The organism is Streptacidiphilus albus JL83 (assembly GCF_000744705.1).
Classification (GTDB): domain Bacteria; phylum Actinomycetota; class Actinomycetes; order Streptomycetales; family Streptomycetaceae; genus Streptacidiphilus; species Streptacidiphilus albus.
Genome location: NZ_JQML01000001.1, coordinates 3,728,433 through 3,754,857, shown reverse-complemented (window position 1 = coordinate 3,754,857; position 26,425 = coordinate 3,728,433). Strand labels below are relative to the sequence as shown.

Sequence of the window (26,425 nt, the reverse complement as noted above, 5' to 3'; positions counted from 1 at the left end):
CATCAGGAGCGTTCCGATGGCCCACGACGCAGAGCCTTCTCTCCCCGACGACGCACGGCAGGAAGGGCTGGTTCCGCAGTCGATCCTGCGGTCGGGCCTCTCCCGGCGCGGCATGCTCAGGGCCATGGGCCTGCTCGGTGGCGCCACCGCGCTGGCCGGCGGCGGCGCTGCCGCCTGGGCGTCCGCCGACGGCGCCGGCCCGGCCGGGACCGGTGCGGCCGGGAGCTCGGCCTCCTACGTCCTGCCCGAGGGCTTCACCGGCACCATGGCCGACCTGAAGCACGTGGTGATCCTGATGCAGGAGAACCGCGCCTTCGACCACTACTACGGGGCGATGCCCGGCGTCCGTGGCTTCAACGACAAGCAGGCGCTGCGGTTCCAGAACGGCGCCAACGTCTTCTCGCAGCCCTCGGGCTCCAGCGCGGTCACGCCGAACCACGTCACCACCGTCGCCCAGTCGACCAACGGCCTGGACCACAGCTACGGCACCGGCACCATGGCCTGGAACGGCGGCAAGTACAACAACTGGATCGCCGCCAAGGGCGCCACGACCATGAACTACCTCACCGGCAACGAGATCCCCTGGCAGTGGTCGCTGGCCAGCAACTACACCATCTGCGACAACTACCACTGCTCGGTCATGGGGCCGACCACGCCCAACCGGCTGTACCTGTGGACCGGGACCTCGGACGGCGTCACCTCCAACGGCGGCGAGACCTCCGGCAACCGGGCCTGGCAGACCTACCCCGAGGCGCTGCAGGCGGCCGGCGTCTCCTGGCGGATCTACGTCGACAACAACGACGGCGACGGCTGGCGCGGCGACTACGAGGACAGCCCGATCCGGGGCTTCGCCACGTTCACCCCGAGCGCGGCCAACCTCGCCGACACCACCAAGACCGCGCCCGGCACCGGCCTGGTGTGGCGCGCCAACTCCTTCCCGTACGCGGCGGACGGCCTGCCCAACGACGACAGCGACACCAACCTCAACGGGATCCTGGCCGACTTCATCGCCGCCTGCGCCCCCGGCGCGGAGTTCCCGCTGCCGCAGGTCTCCTACCTGGTCTCGCCGTACGAGTGGTCCGAGCACCCCTCCGCCGACCCGGAGCACGGCGCGCACTACACCAACCGCGTGATCGAGACCCTGCAGAGCAATCCGGACATCTGGAACCACACGCTGCTGATCCTGAACTTCGACGAGAACGACGGCTACTTCGACCACGTCCTGCCGCCGTTCCCGGAGCCGGGCACGGCCGGCGAGTACTCCGGCTCCACCCCGATCGGCTATGGCGCCCGGGTCCCGATGACCCTGGTCTCGCCGTGGACCCGGGGCGGCTGGGTCAACTCCGAGGTCTTCGATCACACCTCGGTCACCCGCTTCCTGGAGGTGTGGACCACCTCGATGGGCACCCCGGCGCTGAGCACCACCATCACCCCCTGGCGCCGCACCGTCAGCGGCGACCTGACCAGCGCGATCGACTTCTCCCGCCCGGTCCTGGGCACGCCCTCGCTGCCGGACACCGCCGCCCTGATCGCCATCGCCAACGCCGGCGGCACCATCGCGACCCAGGTCCCCTCCGAGGACCAGTGGACCGACTACCCGCCGCTGCGCCCCCGTCCGCTCTCCTTCCACGCGCAGAGCACGTTCTCGGAGAACCGGGGCACCGGGACGGTCACCGCGAACATGAGCCTGGTCGGCGGGCCGACCGGCAAGGGCGTCAGCCTGCAGGTCTTCCCGGACCAGTACAAGGCGTTCAGCAGCACGCCGTTCACGGTGACCGCCGCCGCGCCGGGCGCCTACAACTGGGACGCCTCCCAGTACCAGGGCCGCTACGCGTTCTCGATCTACGGCCCCGACGGCTTCGTCCGCTCGCACGCCGGCACGGTGCTGCCCGCCGGGCAGAACAACGCCGGGGTGCCGCGGGTCGACGTCGACCTGCTGTCCGGCGCGAACCCGACGCTGACCATCACCCTGCACAACGACGGCCTCCAGCAGGTCCACTACACCCTGACCGCCAACGACCACGTCGGCGGCCTCCAGGACTACTGGGTCGCGCCGGGCAAGTCGAAGACCGTCAGCTGGCCCACGGCCGAGGGCTACTACGACGTGGTGATGACCGCCGACACCGGCACCGGCTGGAAGCACCGCTACGCCGGCCGGGTCGCCCAGATCACCGCCTGATTGTCCCTTTCGTCCCCTTGGAGGGCCCCATGGCCGCACGGCCACCCGTTCCGCTGCTCCATCCACCGCACCGAGCACTGCGCCGCCTCATCGCCTCCGGCGTCTCCGCCGCCGTGATGCTCGGCGGCCTGGCCGTGTTCGCCGCCACCCCGGCGGCGGCCGACCCGACCTTCAGCCCCGGCGACACGGTCACCCCGGTGGCCGCGTACAACTTCGACAACGACTCGGGCACGACCGTCGTCGACAGTTCGGGCAAGGGCAACAACGCCGGCTGGACCGGCACGCCGTCCTACGCGGCCGGGGTCTCCGGCAAGGCGGCCCACATCAGCGCCGGAACCAGCTTCATCTCGCTGCCGAAGGTGACCGGCCAGACCGACGGCTCGGGCAGCTTCTCCTTCGAGACCTGGTGGTACGACAACTCGGAGACGATCGACGCTCCGCTGGTCGCCAACCAGAACTTCGCCGCCTGCACCAACCTCGGCTTCACCTTCTACCACCTCAGCGGCACCTACCAGCAGCGCTCCTGCTTCGCCGTCAACGGGACGAAGACCTACACCACCACCCGCACCACCTCGATCCAGAACGGGTGGCACTACCTCGCGGTGGTGGAGGACAGCTCGGCGCACACCTACAACTACTACGTCGACGGCACGCTCTTCTCGTCCACCTCGACGATCTCCGGTACCGCAGCCGCCAACTTCAACTCGGGCAGCCCGATCCGGATCGGCCAGGACGGGACCGGCGTCTACAGCGGCACCGACGACGCGCTGGTCGACGACTTCAACTTCTACGACCAGGCCATCAGCGCGACCCAGATCGCGGCCGACTACACGGCGACCAACCCGGCCACCCACTTCCCGGTGACCGTCACCAACGACGGCCACGGCACCGGCACGGCCTCCGTGCTCGCCCCGGCCGCGGGCGCGGCCGACACCCTGACGGCGACGCCCAGCACCGGCTACACCTTCAACGGGTGGGTCCCGGTGACGCCGTCCACGCTGGCGGTCAGCACCGGCGGCAGCTTCACCGCGCCCGGCAGCGCGGTCACCGTCCAGGCCACGTTCTCCCCGAACACCTACACGGTCGACTACAACGGCAACGGCGCGGACGGCGGGGCGACCGCCCCGCAGACGCTGACCTACGACCAGGCCACCGCGCTGACCGCGAACGGCTTCACCGAGACGGGCAAGCAGTTCATCGGCTGGAGCACCACGCCGACCGGTGCGCCGGTCTACGCCGACCAGGCGAGCGTCAAGAACCTGGCCGTCGGCGGCAGCGTCACCCTCTACGCCCAGTGGGCGCCGGCCGGTACCTTCCAGGTGACCGAGAGCGGCGACAGCCATGTCACGGTGGGCTCCTCCTCCGACACCATGCTCGGCTGGACCACCCCCGGGGCGACGGTCACCCTGACCGCCACCCCGGCGACCGGCTACTCCTCGGTCTGGCAGGTGGTCTCCCCGGCCAACCTGACCATCGCGGCCAACGGCAGCTTCACCATGCCCTCGCAGAACGTCGTCCTCAAGGCGGTCTCCTCGGGCAACCCGTACGGCGTCGTCTTCAACGGCAACGGCGCGGACGGCGGGGCCACCGCCACGGAGGCGCTGACCTACGGCCGGCCCGCCGCGCTGACCGCCAACGGCTTCACCCGCAGCGGCGGCTACGGCTTCCTCGGCTGGGCGACCAGCCCGACCGGCGCGGTCGCCTACACCGACGCCCAGAGCGTCAGCAACCTCACCGCCACCGCCGGCGGCACGGTCAACCTGTACGCGCTCTGGGGCCACTACCGCGCCGTCGGCGACACGGTGGTGCCGGTGGCCTCGTACAACTTCACCGGCGACAAGAACGGTGTGGTCACCGACGGCTCCGGCCAGGGCAACAACGCCCTCTGGAAGGGCACCGCCACCTACTCCCACGGCCTCGACGGCGGGCTCGCGGCGCACGTCAGCGCGGGCAGCAACTTCATCCAGCTGCCGAAGGTGGCCGGCGAGACCGACGGCTCGGGCAGCTTCTCCTTCTCCACCTGGTGGGGCGAGTACGGCGAGACCGCCGACGGCCCGATCGTGAGCAACCAGAACTTCGCGGCCTGCTACAACCCCGGCATGACGTTCTACAACGTCTCCGGCACGACCACCACCGACGCCTGCTGGGGCCAGCCGACCGGCAGCGGCCGCCAGTACTCCACGGTCAACCCGACCTCGCTGCAGGGCAACTGGCACTACCTGACGGTCGTGGTGGACCGCAAGGCGCAGACGGTGAGCTACTACGTCGACGGCGCCCTGTTCACCAGGTCCAGCACCGGTCAGCTGACCTCGGCCAGCAACCTCGACTCCGGTCTGCCGTTCAACATCGGCCAGGACGGCACCAGCGTCTACAGCGCCTCCGTCGACGCCCTGGTCGAGGACTTCGACTTCTACAACCAGCCGATCTCGGCGGCCCAGGTCGCCAACGACTACAACGCCACCAAGCCGGCCTCCGCCACGCTGCCCAGCGAGGCGACGGTCGACGTCCCGAACCCGATCAACACCGTGGCCCCGGGCTTCGTCACCGACACCTTCCACGGTCCGCAGGTCCGGGTGAACGGCGCGGTCTCGCAGTCGGTGGCCGGCCTGTGGAACGGCGGCACCGTCACCTCGTACACCAAGACCGGCGGCGACTCCTGGCTCAGCGTCAACAGCAGCGGCCTGGTGACCGGCACCGCGCCGGGCAGCGCGCCGCAGCACCCGGGCACCATCACCGTCCAGGCCACCGACGGGACCACCACCTCCTCGATCACGGTCGAGGTCCCGGTGATCGCCGCCGGTGACGCCCCGCAGATCGCCACCGCGACCTGGAACCTCTGGGACGCGGGCACCCATGTGGACAACCCGCTGCTGAAGGACCTCACCGTCATCGGCCAGAACGGCCTCGACGTCATCGGCGTCCAGCAGGACGGCGGCACCGTCGCCCAGCAGCTCGCCCAGGCGCTCGGCTGGTACTCCTACGAGGGCTCGGGCGGCCTCGGCATCGTCTCGGCCTACCCGATCTCCTCGACCGGAGTGGTCGCCGCGACCGGCACCGCCCCCGCCGTCGGCGTGACGGTCAACGTGGACGGCCAGAACCTCCGGGTCTGGGACGCCGCGCTCGACCAGACCGGCTACGGCCCCGAGACGGCCTGCGCCACCACCGGGACCACCCCGGCGGCGATCGTCGCCTCCGAGCTGGCGAGCAACCGCTACGCCCAGGCCCAGGCCATAGCCGCCGAGGTCAAGCCCGATGCGGCCGCAGCCAGCAGCACGCCGGTGGTCTTCCTCGGCGACCTCGCCTCCCCGTCAGCCGCCGACTGGACCACGGCCGACGCCGCCGCGCACTGCAACATCGGCGCGGTCGACTGGCCGGTGCCGGACGCCATCACCGGCGCCGGTCTCACGGACTCCTTCCGTGCGGCCAACCCCGATCCGGTGGCCGACCCGGGGAACACCTGGTCGCCCATCGAGCCGACCAACCCGACCACCGGTGCGGCCGAGCCGCAGGACCGGATCGACTACGTCGACTACGCCGGCAGCCAGCTGCAGCTGGTCGGCTCCAACACCCTGGTCGCGGGCTGGCCCTCGTCCAGCAACGTCAACTCCAACGCCTGGACCAGCAACCACGCCGCCGTGGTGACCACCTTCACCCTCGGCGTGCCGCAGCCGTCGGCCTCGGCCCCGACCGTGACCGTGGCCAGGAACGCGCTGGTCTACCAGGTCGGCAACGGGCCCGGCTCCGCCGCCCTGAGCAGCGCCGTCGGCGCGACCGCGAGTCCCGCCGACGCGAGCGTCAACGTCGACGCGAGCAAGGTCGACTACACCACGCCGGGCTACTACACCGTGCTGGTGACCGCGACCGAGAACGGCTACGCCTCCGACCCGGTCGCGGTGACCGTGCAGGTGGTGCCGGTCGTCTCGGTCAAGCTGGCCAACAGCTCGGTCTCGCTGGCCGGTCCCGGCCTGAACCAGGCGGCGGTCCTCGACGGCCTCGGCGGTTCGCTCAACGTCGACGGCGTGGTCAACGCCGACCTCTCCCAGGTCGACGCCTCCGTGGCCGGCAGCTACCCGGTCACGGTCACCGGCACCGACGACTACGGGTTCGCCGCCACGGCCCGGGGCACGGTCGTGATCACCTCGCCCGACGCGCCGCCGGTGGTCACCACGTCGGTGACCCCGGGCACGCCGGACGGCCAGAACGGCTGGTACGTCTCGGCCCCGAGCGTCTCGGCCGCCGCGACGGGTGACACCGGAGCCACGCCGAGCATCGAGTTCCGCATCGGCAACGGCAGTTGGACGGCCTACGCCGGGGCGATGTCGGTGCCCGAGGGCAACTGGACCTACCAGTTCCGGGCGACCGACGGCGCGGGCGTGGCCTCCGCCCCGGTCTCGGCGCCGGTCCAGTACGACGCGACCGCGCCGAGCACCACCGCGACCGCCGCTGCGGGCGCGACCATCATCGCCCCGGTGACGGTGACCCTCACCGCCACCGACGCCGGCTCGGGCGTGGCGCTGACCCAGTACCAGCTGGGCAGCGGCGCCTGGACCACGTACACCGGGCCCTTCCCGGTGACCCCGCAGCTCACCGCGCAGACGATCTCCTACCGCTCGACCGACCGGGCCGGGAACGTGGAGACCGCCCACCAACTGGTGGTTCCGGCGATCAGCCCGGTCGTTCCGGCGGTCACCACCACCGCCCCGGCCGCCCGGTACGGGACGGCGGCCACGGTGACGGTGACGGTCGCCTCCCCCGGCCTGCCGGCCGCCGGCACGGTCACCCTGACCGAGGGCGCCACCGCGCGCGGCACGGCCACCCTGGCCGACGGCACGGCGACGTTCACCCTGCCGGTCGGCCTGGCCGCCGGCAGCCATGTGATCCTGGCGTCCTACTCGGGCAGCCCGCTGCTCACCCCGGCGCTGCAGACGTTGACCGTCACGGTCGGCCTGCCGGCCGCGTGGAGCGCCACGGCGATCTACCACACCGGTGACCAGGTCGGATACCAGGGCAACCTGTACACGGCCTCCTGGTACACCCAGAACCAGCTGCCCGGAGCCCCGAACGGCCCCTGGCAGGAGATCGTCATGACCGAGAACGGCACGGCGGTCTGGACGGCCTCGCGGGTCTTCAACGCCGGTGACGTGGTCGTCCACAACGGCCTGACCTTCAAGGCCGGCTGGTACACCCAGAACGACACCCCCGGCTCGGTCACCGGCCCGTGGCAGCAGCAGGCGGCCCCCGGTCCGAACGGCATCGCGCCGTGGACCCCGACCACCGTCTACAACTCCGGCGACCAGGTCACCTACCAGGGCGGCACGTACCAGGCCAAGTGGTACACCCGCGACCAGACCCCGGACACGGTGAACGGGGGCTGGAAGAAGATCGGCTAGTCGGCCGGTACTGCTTCCGTCTCCGTTCGGCCGGGTTCCCGCAGGGGAGCCCGGCCGAACGGCGTTTGCCGGACGGTCGGTCAGCGTCCCAGCAGCGCTGCGGCTGCGGCCAGGGTCGCCAGCGACAGCGCGGTGGTGAGCGCGACGCTACGGCTGGCCAGGGCCTCGCCGGTGTCGTACTCCTGGGCGAAGATGAAGGTGTTCTGGGCCGTGGGCAGTCCGGCGCAGACGACCACGGCGAGCAGCTCCGGACGGGACAGCCCCAGCGCCCAGCCGGCGCCCAGCGCGAGCAGCGGCTGCCCCAGCAGCTTGAGCGCGGTGACGGCCGCCAGCTCGCCGCGCGCGGTGCCGGCGGCACGGTCGCCCCGGCCCTCCGGCTGCGCGCCCTCGGGCTGCGCGCCCTCGGGCTGCGCGCTCTCGGGCGGTGCGTCCTCTGGCGGCTGCGCGACCTCCGGCCGCGTGACGTGGAGCGACGCGCCCAGGGCGACCAGCCCGGCCGGTACGGCCGCCGCCGCCAGCAGCCCGAGGGTGGTCCGTGCCGTCCCCGGGACCGGCAGCTTGGTCGCGGACCAGACCACGCCCAGCAGCGAGGCGAGGATCACCGGATTGCGCAGCGGCAGGGTGGCGATCCGGCGCAGGTGGATCCGGCCGTCCTCGGCGTGGTGGCGGTCCAGCGCGATCAGGATGACGGGGGTGATCAGCAGGGTCTGCACCAGGACCACTTCGGCGAGGAACGAGACGCTGCCGAGGATCTGCTGGGCCACCGGGATGCCGAGGTTGGCCGAGTTCACATAGCCGGCCGCCATGGCCCAGATCGGACGTTCGCCGGGGCGGCGGCCGAACCACCGGCTGATCAGCAGCCAGCTCAGTGCGATCACCGCCACGGCGCTGCCGGCGAAGGCCAGCAGCGGCGGCAGCGAGAACCGCGACACCGGTGTCGCGGCCATGGTGGTGAACAGCGCGGCCGGCATGGCGAGGTGGAAGACGAATCGTCCCAGTACCGACGCCGCGTCGTCGCCCAGCAGGCGCTGCCGTCTTGCTCCGTATCCCGCGGCTGCGAGACACCAGATCGGTATGAATGCGGATATCAGTCTCATCGGGGCCGGACACCGCCGAGGTGCGCACCGCCGGAGGGCGCGTCGGGGTGGGGCAGCGGACGGGACATGCGAACGCCATTGTTCGACACGGTCATGATCAAGGACCCTACACACCGGGCCTGCCACCGGTCCCCGGCGGTGCCGAGCGGTCCCGAGCGGCCCCGAGGGCTGCTGCTGCCGGCGCCCCGCCGGTCTCGGCTCCACCGACGTCTCGCCGGTCGGCCGGAGTGGCCGGGAGCTTCCTGACACCGCTCGTGCGAAAGTTCTGGCGGGGGATGTCAAGAACGCGGCGGCGGCTCCGACCAACCGGTCGAAGGGCCCGTCCGGGCTCGTGAAGGCTCGTGAACCACGAGGAGTGCGTGATGCAGTTCCTGATCAGTCTGTACATCAACCCGGCCGTACTGGACGCGCTGACCGACGAGGAGAAGGCGGCGATCGGCGCCGGCCACGGCGCGTTCATCGAGGAGCTCAAGAAGTCCGGTGAGCTGCTCACCACCCAGGCGCTGGTCGATCCCTCGCAGGCCGCCGTGGTGACGGTCCGCAACGGTCAGCCGGTGGTGACCGACGGACCCTTCCTGGAGTCCAAGGAGTTCCTGGGCGGCTTCTACCTGGTCGACTGCGAGCACCTGGAGCGGGCGATCGAGCTGGCGGCGCAGATCCCGGACTCCGCGATCCCCGGTCTGGGTGTCGAGGTGCGCCAGGTGATGTTCGCCGACGGACAATTGGAGGCATGACAGCTGGAGGCAGGGCGGCACCGGTGATCGAGGACCTGCTGCGTGAACTGACGCCGCAGGTCCTCGGCACACTGGTCCGCCGGTACGGCCGGTTCGAGGGCTGCGAGGACGCGGTCCAGGAGGCCGTGCTCGCCGCCAGCCTGCAGTGGCCGACCGAGGGCGTACCGGACAACCCGCGCGGCTGGCTGACGACCGTCGCCGGCCGGCGGCTGATCGACCAGATGCGCAGCGACCACGCGCGCCGCGACCGGGAGTGGGCGACCGCCGCCGAGGTGGTGCCCGAGCCCGAGGACGTCCCGGACACCGACGACACGCTGCTGCTGCTGTTCCTGTGCTGCCATCCGGCGCTCACCGCGGCCTCCCGGACGGCACTGACCCTGCGCGCCGTCGGTGGCCTGACCACGGCCGAGATCGCCCGCGCGTTCCTGGTGCCGGAGGCCACGATGGCGGCCCGGATCAGCCGGGCCAAGCAGCGGATCAAGGCGGCCGGCAGCTCATTCGGCCTGCCGGAGGGCGCGGAGCGCGAGGAGCGGCTGCGGGTTGTCCTGCACGTGCTCTACCTGATCTTCAACGAGGGCTACACCGCCTCCTCGGGCAGCCGGCTGCACCGCGCCGACCTCGCCCGCGAGGCGATCCGGCTGACCCGGACGGTGCACGCGCAGCTGCCCGAGGACGGCGAGGTGACCGGGCTGCTCGCGCTGATGCTGCTCACCCACGCCCGCCGCGAGGCCCGGACGACGGCCTCCGGCGACCTGGTGCCCCTGGACGAGCAGGACCGGACCCGGTGGGACCGCGCATTGATCGACGAGGGGACCGAGCTGGCCAAGGCGTCGCTGGCCGACCCGGTACTGGGGCCCTACCAGCTGCAGGCGGCGATCGCCGCCACCCATTCGACCGCTGCCACGGCCGAGGAGACCGACTGGCCGCAGGTGCACACCCTCTACCTGATCCTGGAGCGGATCGCGCCCAACCCGATGGTCACCCTCAACCGGGCGATCGCCCTCGCCGAGACCGCGGGCCCGCAGGCCGGCCTGGCCCTGCTCGCCACCCTGGACGCCGACGAGCGGATGGCCGGCCACCACCGACTGCTCTCGGTACGGGCGCACCTGCTGGAACGCACCGGCGACACGGGCGCCGCCCACGACCACTACCGCCGCGCCGCGAGGGCCACCGCCAGCCTCGCCGAACGGCGCTACCTGGACTCCCGAGCCCGCCGCCTGCGCGGGTAGCGCCCGAATGGCCCCGCCGACCGGGTGGGACGGAGGTGCGAGACGACAAACCGGTGGCCCCGACCCGCGTGGTGCGGGCCGGGGCCACCGGCTGCTTCAGCTAGCTGCCCTGCTGGTAGAGCGAGTTGACCTGGTCAGGGGTCAGTGCGCTGTTCCACACGTTGACCTGACTCAGGTTCGCCGCGGCGTACTGGCCGTATCCGCCGCTGTTGATGAGACGGCCGATCTGGAAGTTCCCGGCCGCGTTCCACGCGGTTCCGGCGTACGTGCCGGAGGAGACCAGCGTGCCGTCCACGTAGAGCTGCATCAGGTTGGTGCCGGCGTTGAAGACCCCGGTCACCATGGTCCAGGTGCCCAGTGACGCGCTGTCGACTCCGCTGCTCGGGCCGTAGAGCGCCGAGATGCCGGTGTTTGCGACATCGGTGTTGCACTTGCCGAATGCCCAGGCATTGGCACCGACCGAGTAGTAGAGCTCGTAGCCGAACGTGGCGCCGGTGGTGTCGGACTGGGATAGGAACACCGAATTGGCCGAGTTGGCGTTGAGCTTGACCCAGACGGAGGCAGTGATGCTCTTGCTGCTGTCCACGACGGGTCCGGCCGTGGCGGCGTAGCCGGTGGAGCCGTTCAGGGACAGGGACTGGCCCGGGTAGGTCGGGTCCGAGGCCCAGGTGGCTCCGCCGCCGATGGTGGCCGGGTGGTTGCCGGCGGAGCTGTCGGCGGCGACGGTGCCGGTGCTGTTGTTGAGCTCCCACTGTCCGGAGGCGGGCGGGACGTACCCGGCGATGCCGCCCTGAGTGGCAACCTGGGCCGGGGTCAGTGCCTGGTTCCAGAGCTCGATGTCGGACAGCGAGCCGCTGAAACCGGGATAGTAGGCACCCTGGTAGAGCTCCTCTCCGACCATGAACTTGCCGGTGAACCCGCTGGCGGGGGCGTGGGTGGCAGTGCCCAGCGGCTGCCCGTCGATGTACAGGGCCATGGCCTGGGTGGTCGCGTTGTAGGTGATGGTCACATGCGTCCAGGCACTGAGGGCGACGGTGCCGCCGTAGGCGCAGTTGTACGCGTAGCCGGTGCTGTCCTTGTTCGCCATGCAGAACTCCCAGCCGCTGGGGCCGGGGTAGAGGACGAATCCGGAAGCGAAGCTGCCCCCCTGAGCCAGGGCAACGCCGCTTGCTGCCGCGGTGTTCACCCACAACGAGGCACTGAAGCTGCTGCCGACGTTGACTGCCTGCGTGGATGTCAGGGTGCTGGTGCTGGAACCGTCCAGGTCGATGTCGGCAGGGAGGTTGGGGTTGCTGCTGTCCCAGGTCACGCCGCTGCCTGCGCTGGTGAGGGGCAGCGCGGGGTTGCCCGCGGTGTCGGCGGTGGTGGTGACGGTACTACCCGACGTGGCCGAGCCGATGTCGTCCAGGGGCCAGGTGTGCGCGTCGTCGGCGGCCGAACTGGACTGGCCGCCGGAGGAGGTGGGTGACGGCATGCTGGTACTCAGGGCAGGGGGCAGGTAGCTGGTGGTCGTGCCGGTGGTGGTGTCGGTGGCCCAGAGGTCGGGGATGCCGGAGCCGGTCATGTCCGCCGCGCGGAGCACGATGGGGTCGGAGGCCAGTTTGTTCCAGAAGGTGGTGACGCCGTCAGTGATGGTGTACTGGCCGGTGGTGGTCAGGCTGGTGCCGTTGCTGCTGAGCGCCAGACCTGTCCACAGGTCCAGGGCTCCGGTGCCACGGTTCCACAGGTACATGGCCGTTCCGCCGGCCAACTGCGCCGTCGTGATCGTCCAGTTGTTCCAGCCCGTGCCGTCGGGGCTGGCCAGGCCGGTGAGCTCATAGCAGGTGCCGGCGCATTCGTCGAAGAGGTTGCCGTAGCCGTTCGGAGTGCCGGAGTAGTAGAGGTAGAGGTTTCCGTCGGCGCCAGTGGCCAGCAGGTCGGGCAGGCCAGTGCTCTTGCCGCTGGTGTTTCCGGCGGCGGCGACGTCGGTGACATTGCTGCCGTTGTTGTCGGTCAGCGAGCCGGCCGGGAGGACGTACGGGGCGCTGTCGGTGTTGAGGTTGGTTCCGTGCAGCGGGTCACTGCTGCCGTCGTTGCAGGCGACGTCGCCGCCGCCGGCGTTGACGCCGGTGGGGAAGTAGGCGAGGACATCCTGGGCGCCGTTGCCACAGAAGCTGCTGCTGACGGCCTGCGTGCCGTTCCAGTCGGCCGGGGAGCCGTTGGAGTTGACGCCCAATCCGGTGACGCCGATGTTGATCGGGCTGCTGCTGACGCTGCCGTTGCTACTGCCACTGGCCAGCCACAGGCCGGGCGCGAACGCACCGGTCGTGCCGCCAGGGATGATCAGGTCCGGCGTACCGTCGAGCGTGAGGTCGCCGTCATTGGCCGGCGGGCTCAGTTTGGTGCCGTCGAACCACACGGTGATGGCGGAGCCGATATTCCCGCCGGGAGACAGCGCGCTGACGGTCAGGGTGTTGACCAGACGGGGCAGTGGCACGGTAATGCTGGCAGAGCCCGTTGCGGCGACGGTGACCGGGGGCGCCTGATTGACCTGGTAGGAATAGCCCGAGATCGGGGTCTGCTTGGGGGTGCCGCCCGCGGTCGGGTTGGTGGTGGGCGGGGTGAGGTTGAAGGCGCAGGTGCTGCCGATCGGCTCGATGGTGCCAGCGGAGCCGCCGAGGGTGAGGCAGGTCTGGGCGCCGGTCGGCGGGGAGGGGTTTGTCACCACGCCGGGAGTGCCGGGCCGGGTCGGGTCCCAACCGAAGGTGCAGGCAGAAGGGGCCCAACTGGAGCTTAGGGTGCCGTCGGTGCTCTCAGCGACGAAGGAGAAGTTGGTCTCTACGCCGCCGGCCAGTTTGGAGAAGAAGGACTCAGGCAGAGTGAGTACGGCCTGTTGTCCGGACCCTCCAGTCCAGGTGTCGGAGGCGACGCCGTTGGCGCTGGTCAGCAGATTGGTCTTGGTGCCGTCGGAGGTCTTGTAGAGGTTGAAGGTGCTGGTCAGTGAGCTGTTGGTGGGGGTGGACTGGGTGGCGTAGATGGTGACCCCGGTGTCGCCCAGGGCACTGCCTGCGCAGTTGGTGGCCGGGACGGTCTTCAGACCGGTAGGGGCGTTGGGGTACTTGTCGTAGGTGATGGTGAGGATCGCACTGCGGGGGTCGAACTTCTTGAAGGCGTAGTTGTCGCTGTGGTCGTCGGCACGCAGGGCCAGGGTCTGGGTATGGACGTTGTTGGCGATGTCGTTGGTGATGTCGGTGGTCAGAGCACCGCTGGTGAAGGCGGGCGCGGCACCGGCGGGACAACTGGAGTTGTAGCCCAGGGCGAAGGAGTTGGAGGCGACCGTGTTGCCCAAGCTGCCGGACCAGGCATTCCAGTTGGCGTTGGAGGAGTTCAGGACCTGGGAAGGGGCGTAGAGGTCCACCGTCTGGTCGTGGCCGGAGGTGGGGCAGGCCCAGGAGTAGGTCTCGGTAATCCCGAAGTAGGCGCCGTAGATCTTCGCGCCGTGCAGGGCCGAGTAGGGGATGGGGTAGTTGAACAGGCTCATGGCCTCGTCCTGGACGGAACTACTGTTGCCGACCTCGGAGCGCAGCGGGGTGTCGACGGAGTCGACGGTGCTGTTCCAGTAGTTCTCGGAGGCGACGCCGGCGCCGGGGCTGGACCAGCCCGTGTTGCCCCATTCGGGGGTATAGGTGGGGTCGAGGTAGACGGGGTAGGCGGTGCCGGGTGCGTCGAGCAGAGCGGTCGGGGCGGTGAGGTCGATGGCATTGGTGCGGATGGCGGCGGTGAGGGTGGCGGTGTGGGCGCCGTGGGCGGGCGCGCTGGTACTGGGCGCGGGCAGGGCCAGGGCGGCGCTGCGGGCACGGGCGGCGGTGCCGGTGGGCAAGGCAGTGGCGGTGGAGTCCCAGGCCTGGGGAGCGGGTGCGGTGTAGAGGGGACGGCCGTGTGTGTCGGTGACGGCCAGGTCGCCGGTCTTGTCGGTGGCCAGGTGCAGGCCACGGGTGGTGGTGGCCGTGGCGTCCAGCAGGCCGGCCAGGCCCGGGTCATGGGACGCGGCGCGATTGCGGACGGTGAAGACGTCGCTGACGGCGCCGTCGGACAGGACGGTGACGGTCAGGTCCACGCCGGGCAAAACGTTGGCGTAGTGGGCGCTGGCGCCGGAGAGGCTCGGGCGCGGCAGGGCGACCGGCAGGGTGAGGGTGAAGCCCTGGCCGCCGGTGTACATCTCGGCGACCGGTCCGCGACCGCCACCGGACAGGACGACCGCGTCGGTCGTCGCCACCGGCGACACCGTGCCGTCGGCATTGGCCCGCAGGGTCGGATCCAGGTCGGCCCACGCTCCGTGCTGGAACACGCGGCTGGGTACGGCGCTCTGAGCGAGAGTCAGCATTCCGCTCGGACTGGCGGTGGTCAGCTCGGTCGCAGTCGTCAACGCCGATGCCACTACTGAACGGTGGGTAGCCCGAGCCTGCGCCACAGCCTGATCGGCCGTCAAAAGCCTTGGTGCAGATACTTCTGCGCCACTGCCGGCAATTCCCTGTCGGACGGTCGGCTGAGGCGTGGCGAATGCGCTCGGCGCCGCCGTGAGCGCCGTCGCCGCCAGTGCGCCTGCGAGCAGCACTGCCAGTCCTCCGCTCGACGTATGCGCACGTCGTATTTTGCCCATATTCCCTTTTCTCTCCCTCGGTCGCCGTCTGGATCGGGGGCGATCGTTTCCTGTCGACACCCCGGCGCGAGTATTGCCGAGCCGGGCGGCGACATGCCTGCGGCAACGGTTCCTGTGTGCTTCATTAGTCCCCTATGGGCGCTTTGCCTGTGAAACTTTACTATCCCTTTGCTGTTATCTGAGCCGATATCGGCATGAAATGGGTAAATGGGGCGCTCGGCTCTGCTTCGGCGTCGACATGCCAGTTCCTGGCTGCCCTGGTGCGGTCGATGCCTTCGGGGGCGCAATCAATGGCGCGAATCTGACTTTGTGCAGGAATCCAGTCTGTGCTAGTGGATCGATTGCAGCCCCGGAGGGGCGAGGAGATTCCGGGAATTGATGATGCAGATAAGTCGGACATAGAATGATTTAAGGTGAGCAATTCGCGGTAAATGGGGAATATGTTATTCATTCGTTATCGCACTTAGGCTGTGGACTGACTAGGGTTCGCATGATCAATACCTTGGGTCGGGTTGTGTGCCGACGGGGCGTTGGTGACCGATGCGCGGCAATGTGCCGCCTTGAGCAGGGGGCTGTTGGTGCGGGCGAAGTCGTTGTGGGACGGTCGGCGTGGGACCTGGGGGCGGATCGCCTTCGCAGTGGTCGGCGCCATGCTCGTGCAGACGAGCGTGGCGGGTGCGGTGCAGGCCCAGGCGAAGACCGTGGCTGTCGCCCCGAAGGCGAACCTGGGCCACCCTGTCGCTGTGACGCCCGTGCCGATGAAGAGCCTTCAACGGCAGAAGCCGCCAGCCAACTACGTTCCCACCGCCACGCACTGGCCGACCGCAGCGACATCCGCGCTGCCACTGGTGGCTGCAGGCCGGGCCCGGTCGAGCGCCGTCGCGAGCAAGCAGCAGTCCGCAGCCGGCGCGGTCTGGGGTCAGGCCGTGACGCCCACGAAGGGTGGCTACAGCGGCCCGACGTCTCTGGGCGTGAAGGTGCTGAGCCACGCTGCCGCCGCTGCGGTCGGCGTCAGTGGCGTCCTCGCCGAGGTCACTCCCTCCGGCGGCGGCCGTGGCACGGTGCGCGTCGGTGTCGACTATGCGGCCTTCGCCCAGGCCTATGGCGGTGACTACCCCTCTCGCCTGCAACTGGTCGAGCTTCCCGCCTGCGCGCTGACGACCCCCCAGCTCGCCGCCTGCCGCACCCGGACCCAACTGCCCAGCACCAACGACACCGCGTCACAGGCGATGTCGACCACCGTGACCCTGGGGCAGGCCCCCGCAGCAGCGAAAGCTTCCGGCCAGGTCGGTGCTGCGGCCGCCACGCGTTCCGCTGTTGGATCCGGGGCGATGGTGATCGCCCTGACTTCCTCCACGTCGCCGGCCGACGGTGGTGGGGCCGGTGGGCAGTACGGCGCCACCTCGCTGAAGGCTTCGGGCTCGTGGACAGCAGGTAGTTCGTCGGGGGCGTTCGACTACACATACCCGATCCAGCTGCCGCCCGCGATCTCCAGCCTTGCACCTACAGTCGACCTGTCCTACGACTCGGGCAGCGTCGACGGGGAGACAGCGGCTACCCAGGCGCAGTCCTCGTGGGTCGGTGACGGCTGGAGCACCGCCGACTCCTACGTCGAGCAGTCGTATGTCAACTGCTCGGACGCGCCCGAGGGTGTGACGCTTCCCAGTGCCGAGCAGACCGATGACTCCTGCTACGACGGTCCGGTCCTGACGCTGTCGCTCGGAGGGAGTTCCGCGTCGCTGATCCAGGACAGCAGCGGCAACTGGCACACCACCGACGACAACGGCGACGTCGTCAAGCATGTCACGGGCAGTGGGAACGGCTCCGGGACGTACAACACGGACTACTGGACGGTGACCGACCGCTCGGGCACGGTCTACGAGTTCGGCCGCAACGAGCTGCCGGGCTGGTCCTCGGGGAAGGCGACGACCAACTCGGTCGACTCGGAGCCGGTGTACTCGGCGAACAAGGGAGATCCGTGCTACTCGTCGTCGGGGTTCAGCGCATCGGTGTGCACGATGGCGTACCGCTGGCACTTGGACTACGTCAAGGACCTGCACGGCAACGCGATGGCCTACTACTACACCCAGGCCACGAACTACTACGGCGAGGACAAAGGCGCCCACGAGGTCTCCTATGTCCGTGACAGCTACCTGAGCCACATCGACTACGGCTTCACCGACGGCAATGCCTACGGCACCCCTGCCGACCGGGTCGCCTACACCCCGGGCGAGCGGTGCCTGACCGGCACCTGCGACCCGATCGCCTCCAATCAGGGCAACTGGCCCGATGTCCCCACCGACCTGATCTGTGCGTCGGGCGCCACCTGCAGCAGCTACGGGCCGGCCTTCTTCTCCACGGTCCGGCTGACGAACATCGCGGCCGAGCAGTACAACGGCACGACGTATGTCACGGTCGACAACTATGCGCTTGGCCAGACGATCCCGACGACCGGGACCTACAACACCAGCACGCTGCAACTGGACTCGGTTACCCGTACCGGCGAGGACACCACCGGCGGCTCTTCCACCAACGTTGCACTCCCGGCGGAGACGTTCGGGTACGAGATGATGGCGAACCGGGTCAACTACACCAGCGGGACCGGTTCGGGACTGGGGCCGATGAACCGCTACCGGCTCACCTCGGTAACGACCGATTCCGGCAGTGTGATCAGCGTCGTCTACGAGCTGGTCACCCCTTGCACCGCCACCAGTATCGCCACGCTCACGCCATCGACGAACACGGCATCCTGTTTCCCGGTGGAGTGGACACCCCCGAGCGCTGCAGCCTCACCGAGCGTGTACACGGACTGGTTCAACAAGTACTCGGTGGAGTCGGTATCGCAGTCGGACCCGTCGGGTGGTTCGGCGGGGTTGTTCACCGCCTACAAGTACCCGGGTGGGGCTGGGGCGTGGCATTACGACGACAACGAGGTCGTGCAGGCCAAGTACCGCACCTACGGGCAGTGGCGGGGATTCGGTGACGTGCAGACGTTCACCGGACAGGGCACCGACCCGCTGACCGAGTCCGAGGTCTGGTACTACCGTGGGATGGACGGGGACTGGCTGTCCTCCACCAGCACACGCTCGGTCTCCCTGACCGACTCTCAGCACGTTGCGCATACCGACAGCAACCAGCTGGCCGGTGACGTCCTGGAGTCCGCCACCTACACCTACGACGGTGGCCCGGTCGACCACTCCATCATCAACTCGTACTGGGTGTCTGCGCCCACCGCCACTCGCACCCGCACTGGCCTGCCCGCACTGACGGCCAACGCGGTTCAGCAGGTGGAGACGTGGAGCCGCCAGGCGATCACTGGCGCCTCTCCGGCGTCATGGCAGACGACGGAGACCGACAACAGCTATGACACCAACACCTCCTCGCCGACGTTCGGGATGGTGCTGTACACCTACAAGCACGGAGACCTGTCGCTCGCTGGGACCGCTGCCTCGCAGGAGACGTGCACCCAGACCACGTACGCACCCGCGAACACCGCCCTCAACCTGACCGGCCTTGCAGCGGAGACCGAGGTCGACGACAAGCCTTGCGGTGGAACCTCACCTGCCGGAGCCAGCGCCCCCACGGCAGCGCAGACCAACGCGCTCACCGCGCCCACGACGCTGAACCGGGCCACCGACGTCATCTCGGACACCCGTACGTTCTACGACAACCCGACGATGGCTGAGACCTGGCCTCAGCCCAGCGCGCCGACCTGGCCGCAGAGCGCGCCGACCGTCGGCGACTCATCGGTCGTCCAGGTTGCCAACGGCTACAACGGCAGCGCCTTCACCTACCAGACGAAGTCCGCCAGCACCTTTGACACTTACGGCCGACCCACATCCAGCTGGGACGGGAACGGCAACCAGACGACCTTCGTCTACAGCGACACCTCATACCTGACCAACACGCAGATCCAGGTAACCAACCCACTCAGCCAGGCCACGACCACCGTGTTCGACCCCGAGCGAGCGCTCCCGGTGCTGGTGACTGATGCGAACAACGTAGTAACGACGCTGCACGTGGACGCGCTGGGGCGGACGATCGCGGTCTGGAAGGACTCGCGGGCCACGAAGTCGGCCGCCAACGAGCTCATCTCCTACGCCTACCCCGCCGGTTCGACCGTGACACCGGTGGTGGTGACGACGCAGACGCTGAACGACGAGTCGGGCTACTCAACGTCCACCACGTTGTACGACGCGCTCATGCGGGTGCGCCAGACCCAGACGCAGGCGGTCAGCTCCGCGGCCGGACGGATCATCACCGATACCTTCTATGACAGCCACGGCTGGACCTACAAGAGCAACGCGAACTACTGGGACAACACCTCCAGCCCCAACGGCACCCTCGTCCAGGTCGCCGACAACCTGTCCCAGCAGCAGACTCTGACCAGCCATGACGGCCTTGGGCGACCCACAGTGGTCACCTCACTGGACGACTCGCAGGTCAAGCAGACCTCTTACACCCAGTACCTGGGCGACAGCACCGTGACGGTACCGCCGACGGGCGGCACCGCGACTGCGACCGTCAGCGACGCGCTGGGCCGCACCACCGAGCTCGACCAGTACACCACCGCGCCGACCGTGACCACTTCCACCACTGGTGGGTTCACTACCGCGACCGTGACCGGTGGCACGACCCAGGCCACGAAGTACACCTTCAACGCCCAGGGTCGCGCCTACCAGACCATCGACAGCCAGGACGAGACCTGGGCGACCGGCTACAACTTCCTCGGCCAGTCCGTCAGCAAGGTCGACCCCGACGCCGGGAGCACCCCGGCCGCCTCGCCGACCCTGTACGACGGCAACGGGAATGTCCTGCAGTCCACCGACTCGGCTGGCATCACCCAGTCGTTCACCTACGACAAGCTGAACCGCAAGACTGCCGAGTACGACGCCACAGTCGCCGGCCAGTCGGCGTCGAACATGGTCGCGTCCTGGGCCTACGACAACAGCAACAACCTCGTGTCCGGGATGACCGACCCGATCGGCCAGCTCACCACCCAGTACTCCTACACTCCTGCTGGAACGTTCAAAGTCCAGGCCAAGGGCTTCAACGTCTTCGGCGAGTCCCTCGGCGAGACCTACACCGTCCCCGGCACCAGCTCTCTGGCCGGCACCTACGCCTACCAGCACACGTACACCCCCACCACGGGACTACCGAGGGCGACCCTGATCCCGGCGGCCGGCGGAATGGCCGCAGAGGCAGTGACAATAGGCTACTGCGCCTACAGCGGCCTGGACGAACCTTGCACGCTGGGTGGCACCAACGGCTACACCCAGAATGTCGCCTACACCGATCTCGGCCAGGTCGCGCAGGAGGTCGTCGGGTCCGCGACCAACCAGGCCAGTGTCTCGAACACCTTCGACCCGCTCACTGGCGCGCTGACCGACGAGAACATCGTCAACACCGCCGTGTCGAGCACCCCGATGGACGACACCAGCTACGGATACGACCCCTCGGGCAACCTCACCTCCCAGACCGACGTCCGCGGCGGCACCGCAACCGAGACCCAGTGCTATACCTATGACCCCCTGGACCGCCTGAGTTCTGCCTGGACCACCGCCAGCACAGCCAGCAGTTGCCCGACTGCGCCGACCCCGGCGAATGTGGCCACCACGGTCGGCGACGGCATCACGGGCAGCGCCTACTGGACCAGCTGGACCTATGACCCTCTCGGCCAACCGCAGACCCAGACCCAGCACTCCCTGACCGGTGGCAACGACACCTCTATCGGCTACAAGTACGGCGGTAGCGCCACCGGCTGCGCCGCCAGTACGGGTGCCCATACCCTGACCACTGCCACCACCACGACCGGTACCACCAGCGCGGTGAGCAGCTACTGCTACGACCAGCTTGGCGACACCACCTCACGCACCACCACTGCCGGCCAACAGACCCTCCAGTGGAATGACGAGGGCCAGCTCTACACCGCCAGTACCGGCTCCAACACCACCGACTACTACTACGACGCCAGCGGCAACGTCGTCGAGCGCGTCGACCCCAACGGCACCACTCTGTTCCTGCCCGACCAGCAGATCACCCTGGCCACTACCGGCAACGTTCTCGGTAACACCCGTGCCTACCCACTGCCAGGCGGCGGACAGGTCGTGATCACTCCCACCGCCTACGGCTTCGAGTTCGCCGACACCCACGACACCGGGACCGTCAGCCTCGACAGCACTACGGCGAACCCTTCGTGGCAGCAGGAGACCCCCTACGGTGCCCCGCGCGGCGCCGCAGCTGGCAGCAGCTGGCTCGACCCCAACGGTTACCTCGACAAACCCCAGGACCCCAGCGACTCCCTCACCACAATCGGCGCCCGCGAGTACGACACCGCCCTCGGCCGCTTCATCAGCCTCGACCCCGCCCTGGAGACCACCAGTCCTCAGCAGCTCAACGGCTACACCTACGCCGCTGACAACCCCACCACTGGCAGTGACCCCACGGGCCTGATGCTCCAGTCCATGTCTGACGGGGACGAACCCGTGTCACTGTCTGTCCTGGACCAGCTCACCCCCAACCCTTCCCCAAGCACCCCTGGCGCCACCGAGATCTTCCCCGGTGTCATGCTCCCGAACAACACCACGCACTTTGCCGCAGTCCGCCAGGATTTCTACAAACTTGTGGCACAGGACTGCGAGCCCAAGAGCATCGAGTGCCTCGACCCCACGTCGGACTATCCCGGTGCTGGAACCGACACCGCCAACGGCATGCTCAATACGGCGCTGCTGAGCGCCTGCGCGGACGAACGCTGCTCCAGTGCCGTGGGCCTCGCTTACAAGGCCATGATGTCAATCGCCTCCTTGACAGCACTGGTCGGCCCAGACGGGCACGCCGGCAGGATCGGCGAGGACCAGATCAACAGCCTGGTGAAGCAGCTCGGCGGCCAGGACCCACAAGTTGCTAATTGGGTAGATTTCACCGAAAGCGACGAAAACCCGGGCTGCGGTACCAACAGCTTTGCACCCAGTACCCAGGTACTCCTTGCCGACGGCAAAACAAAGTCCATCAAGAACCTCAAGGATGGCGACAAGGTAGAAGCAGCCGACCCCGCCACCGGCAAGCCCGTCGGCCCCGAGCCTGTCACCGCCACGATGGTCAACTACGACCACAACCTTGTCGACATCACAATTGACACCGGCCACGGCCACACTGCAGTCCTGCACACCACCACCGAACACCCCTTCTGGGATAACACCCTCCACGCCTGGATCAACGCCGCAGCCCTCACCCTTGGCCATGCTCTGGCCACTGTCGGCACCCACCCCACTGCCACCGTCGAGAGCGTCACGCCGACCTTCGGCGCCGCCGACCGCTACAACCTGACCATCCAGCAACTCCACACGTACTATGTACTCGCCGGTACGACGCCAGTTCTAGTTCACAACAGTTCCTCCTGCCCGACCGGGCGTCTGTCCGATCCCTTGCCCAGGGGAATGAATAACAAGATTGCCGCAGCGTACGATCTTGTTAAATCGGGACAGCTTACGTCGCACGATATCTATTCGGGGCGCGAATATCCTTGGTGGGCAGGCTCGGAAGAATATCGTGTCCCCGGCAGGCCGGACAGTGACAGGATTCTAGTGAAGACGCTGCCCAATGGTGACCAGGTATTTGGGTGGACGAGCACGCATTATCAAAAGATCCAAAAGTTTAGTGCGCCACAATTCCCCGACTCTGGATGGTAGAATTAAATATTCCGAATGAACTGGCGCGGCAATGTGTTATATTGCCGCGCCAGTTCATCAATATGGATAAATATAGCTGATTGGCGGCTGGCCAGTGGAACTTGAGGAACGCTTTCCGATGTACAGGCTGGTCGACGAGGACTCTCAGGACGTGCTCGTCGAGGCGGAGGACGTAGGCGGTTTCTTCGTTGAATTCGAAGAGGGCCCTGCAGAAGTCAACTTCTTGGGAGTGCATCACGCAGGTACTGCAGGGCGTAGGGCTGAGGCGGCAGTCCTGGAGGTCTTGAACCGCCAGCAGGAGAAGATCGGTGAATATTTCATTGGCCGAGTCGAGCGCAGGGAGTCACGGATTGAACTAATGGGTGACGGGTCGTCGAGCTCCACATATCGTTTCTTTGGCGGCCTGTGCGAATATCCAATAGCTGCTGGAGTGTGGCAGAGATGGGCGTCGGGAGTCGATCTTCTACAGGGTGAGTGGTTTGATCGGCCGACGGGAGATCTTGAATCCTGGCTGCACGTTGTCCAGAATTCCTGGTTCGCTTCCCGTCGCCGTGCGGCTCGCTATCTGACTGGCGAGGTAGTCTATCTAGACGGTCTGAAGATGGTTGCAAAGCCAGGATTCTATTGTGCCTTGGGGGAGGCGATGAACGGCCCGGGTGGATACTTTGGGTCAAATCTCGACGCGTTGGCAGATTGCCTCTCGTCGGAGGGCGGTCAAGAGCTTCCCCTTAGGATCGAGTGGCGTAGCTTCGATGCATCTAACGATGCCCTGGGTCATGCTTTCGTTAATTCGATTCTGGATATTATGCAAGAATTTCATATTGAGGTCATTGCAAATTGATCTTTTCCGTTGTCATGCTCAGTTGGTCGCAACTGTGCCTGCGTGTCCGGGCGCGTTGCCGTCGGCGTTGCCGTCAGAGGGTCGAGGGACTTGTGGGACTCCTGCAGCGCCCGATGGCTGGACTTGCGGTATGAGCCTGGCTGGAGTGCGTGGCCCGATCGGGAAGCGGCTGTTGGGCTTGGCTTGCTTCCGGGCCGGTGCCGTCCGGGCCGGAGGCAGGAGGATGGCGTCGGCCCGTTGGGTGGGCTGCGCTGCCCGCAGGGCAGTGCCTTGAATCCTTGTAGGGAAAGTTTCAGCTCGCTGCCACGCTGTGCTCGTGCGTTCGGTCAGCTGTCGCTGGTGTAGATGTCTTCGACGTTGCGGCCGGCCTGCTTGACGCGCTGCGTGTAGCGCGCGAGCTCGCGCACTTGTGGGGCGCTGATGTTCCAGTAGTGCTCGACGGCTGTCCTGGCGTCGATGATCCGCGTGACATCGCCAGTGGCGAGGGCTTCGTCCAGGTTGGCGTTGGCCTTGTCGGCACCCTGTCTGAACTCGGCCATCGTGGCGCGGTAGTCGGCGTCGTTGGTGATGGCGCGGGCGTTGGTGGCCAGGCGGAGGGCGGCTTCAGGTCGGACGAAGCTGCCGCGTCCGGCCTGGCCGTAGGTGATGCCGAGGTTCTGCAGTTCGCGCAGAGCGCGCTGGGCGGTCATGTTGGCGATGCCGTAGGTCTCGGAGATGACCTTGGCGGAGGGGACCTTGTCGTCGGGGCCGAGCTGGCCGCCGGCGATCTGGTCCTGGATGTCGTCGACCACCTGTTGGTACAGGGGGCGGTTCTCATCGGCTCCGTAGGTCATGGGGTCCAGGGTAGCGAAGCTAGGCGGATCGGGCAGCACAATCATGATTGACACCCCAACCTGCACGTGTAGGCTGTCATCCACATACTCCCTAGATCATCCACTGGAGATCACCATGCTTGTACTTCCGATCGACACCGCCCGTCCACTGCTGGTGCTGGGCGAGCCCGCGCCGCAGTTCAAGGACCGGGCCAACGGTGTCGTCGCCACCGACCGCGACACCGGCGCCCCGCTCGCCGAGGTGTCGCTGGCCCTGCCCGTGGAGGGCGGTGCTCCGCAGTTGATGCGGGTCTCGCTGCCGCAGCCCGGTGTTCCGGCCGGGCTCACGATGGGCGCGCTGGTCAAGGCCACCGGCCTGCTGTTCCTGACGGGGGAGAAGAACGGCCGCACCTGGCAGATATTCCGCGCCCAGGCCCTGACGGCGGTGAAGGGATGACAGCAGACTTCACCAGCACCGCCCTGACCCTCGCCGCCGTCCCCGTCTGCTCGGTGATCACGCTGAGCACCACGCGCGGCATGCGCTACCTGCTCGCAGCCTCTGACCAGCGCCCGGTGATCCGCGCGGCATGGCGTATCCGCCGCACCTGGCGGCGTACCGCGATGCGGGTGGGTCTGGCCCATACCGAGCCGATCAAACCGCATGCTCCGGTGGGAACGCCGGGCTCGGGCAGGCGGACGCTGGTCCCGGCGATCCGTGTCCATCGCGAGACCTGGGGTGTGCGGATCGACGCCTACACCGTCGGCCGCCTGGGGGTGGAGGAGTTCGAGGCTGCCGCCGACCATCTGGCCAATGCCTGGCGCGTCCCGCTGGTGCGGGTCGAGCAGCACCGGCCCGGCGTGGTCCGGATCAGGGCCTTGCTGCGGGACCCGCTCACCCAGCCCACCACCTTCACCGAGCAGGCTGCGGGGGAGGGTGATCCGTTGCTGTGGGTGCCGGGGATCGACGCGGACGGGCAGCCGGTGACGCTCCGCTCCTCGGGCGTCTCGGGGGTCGTGGTGGCGGGCCTTGCCGGGTACGGCAAGACCTCGCTGCTCAACGCCCGGTTCTGCGCTCTCGCGCCGTCGCCGGCGGTGCAGTTCGTGCTGATCGACGGCAAGGGCGGCCCGGACTACGACGAACTGTTCGCCCGCGCCTGGCTGCACGCCAAGGACGACCTGGAACAGGTCTCCGACATCCTGGCCACCATCCACCGGTTGATGACGCAGCGCCAGAAGGCGATCCGCTCGGCGCTGGGGGTGAAGAACATGTGGCACCTGGGCCCGTCCGCCACCTGGCCGCTCGTCGTGGTGGTGGTCGATGAGGCGCACACCTTCTTCAACGAGTCCAAGGGCGGCGACGCGCAGTCCAAGCGCCGCGACGCTTTGGCGCGGGAGATCGTGCGCCTGGTGGAGGAGTTGGTCCGCAAGGGCCGCAACGTGGGCATCCAGGTCGTCCTGGCCACGCAGAAGGCGACCGGGGATGCGATCCCCACCAAGATCCGTGACAACTGCCAGGTCGCGATCTCGTTCGCCCAGCGCACCTCGGAGGCGGCCACGGCCGCGCTGGGCTCGGACATTTCCGAGCACCCGCACGCGCATCCGCGCCGGCTGCAGGACGCCGCTTACATCGGGGTGGCCTCGATGGTCGCCGAGGGCCGCCCCGGCTTCACCCTGGTCCGCACCCCCTACGTGGCCGACCAGGACGCCGAACGCATCGCCGCTGCCACCGCCCATCTGGTCACCGACCCGTTGGCACTGCTGGCCGGTCACCCCACGGCGGCCTGAGACCGTCGCCTGTTTCCCGGTCGGCGCGGAC

General features: G+C 68.3%; 11 protein-coding genes. 8 read left to right on the top strand and 3 right to left on the bottom strand.

The features are described from left to right. Positions 1-16 precede the first annotated feature (16 nt). Together BS75_RS16140 and BS75_RS44340 are read left to right on the top strand one after the other, a co-directional pair. Positions 17-2,179, top strand: a complete 2,163-nt coding sequence (locus tag BS75_RS16140) for an alkaline phosphatase family protein (RefSeq protein ID WP_042438868.1) — start codon at positions 17-19, stop codon at positions 2,177-2,179. 29 nt (positions 2,180-2,208) lie between these two features. Beyond that, positions 2,209-7,569: an OmpL47-type beta-barrel domain-containing protein gene (locus tag BS75_RS44340; protein ID WP_052069459.1), complete on the top strand. Its 5,361-nt coding sequence runs from the start codon at positions 2,209-2,211 to the stop codon at positions 7,567-7,569. Between the two features lie 80 nt (positions 7,570-7,649). Here the strand turns inward: BS75_RS44340 and BS75_RS16130 are convergent, their stop codons facing one another. Then, complete coding sequence (locus BS75_RS16130; RefSeq protein WP_034088729.1) at positions 7,650-8,666, bottom strand: AEC family transporter; 1,017 nt, start codon at positions 8,664-8,666, stop codon at positions 7,650-7,652. Between the two features lie 362 nt (positions 8,667-9,028). On the opposite strand from BS75_RS16130, the gene BS75_RS16125 reads away from it, so the two are divergent. Together BS75_RS16125 and BS75_RS16120 are read left to right on the top strand one after the other, a co-directional pair. Continuing rightward, positions 9,029-9,400, top strand: a complete 372-nt coding sequence (locus tag BS75_RS16125; protein WP_034088728.1) for a YciI family protein — start codon at positions 9,029-9,031, stop codon at positions 9,398-9,400. Then, on the top strand, positions 9,397-10,629 hold the full coding sequence (locus BS75_RS16120; RefSeq protein ID WP_034088727.1) for an RNA polymerase sigma factor: 1,233 nt from the start codon (positions 9,397-9,399) through the stop codon (positions 10,627-10,629). Before BS75_RS16125 ends, BS75_RS16120 begins: the two co-directional genes overlap by 4 nt. A 100-nt stretch (positions 10,630-10,729) precedes the next feature. On the opposite strand, the gene BS75_RS16115 is transcribed toward BS75_RS16120, so the two are convergent. After that, positions 10,730-14,992 carry a LamG domain-containing protein gene (locus tag BS75_RS16115; protein ID WP_152645989.1) on the bottom strand — a complete coding sequence of 1,421 codons (4,263 nt, stop codon included), beginning with the start codon at positions 14,990-14,992 and terminating at the stop codon, positions 10,730-10,732. 809 nt (positions 14,993-15,801) lie between these two features. On the opposite strand from BS75_RS16115, the gene BS75_RS16110 reads away from it, so the two are divergent. Beyond that, on the top strand, positions 15,802-22,956 hold the full coding sequence (locus tag BS75_RS16110; RefSeq protein ID WP_156164256.1) for a polymorphic toxin-type HINT domain-containing protein: 7,155 nt from the start codon (positions 15,802-15,804) through the stop codon (positions 22,954-22,956). A 118-nt stretch (positions 22,957-23,074) separates the two neighbouring features. Then, entirely contained in the window at positions 23,075-23,797 is a 723-nt protein-coding gene (locus tag BS75_RS46480) for a barstar family protein (RefSeq protein WP_081982360.1), read from the top strand. Positions 23,798-24,123: 326 nt separating this feature from the next. Here the strand turns inward: BS75_RS46480 and BS75_RS44335 are convergent, their stop codons facing one another. Beyond that, positions 24,124-24,630: a GntR family transcriptional regulator gene (locus BS75_RS44335; RefSeq protein WP_052069457.1), complete on the bottom strand. Its 507-nt coding sequence runs from the start codon at positions 24,628-24,630 to the stop codon at positions 24,124-24,126. Between the two features lie 115 nt (positions 24,631-24,745). Between BS75_RS44335 and BS75_RS16100 the strand changes: the two genes are divergently transcribed. Next, on the top strand, positions 24,746-25,066 hold the full coding sequence (locus tag BS75_RS16100; protein ID WP_034088725.1) for a hypothetical protein: 321 nt from the start codon (positions 24,746-24,748) through the stop codon (positions 25,064-25,066). After that, positions 25,063-26,394, top strand: coding sequence for an FtsK/SpoIIIE domain-containing protein (locus tag BS75_RS16095; RefSeq protein WP_034088724.1), 1,332 nt, complete (start codon positions 25,063-25,065; stop codon positions 26,392-26,394). Before BS75_RS16100 ends, BS75_RS16095 begins: the two co-directional genes overlap by 4 nt. Positions 26,395-26,425 lie beyond the last annotated feature (31 nt).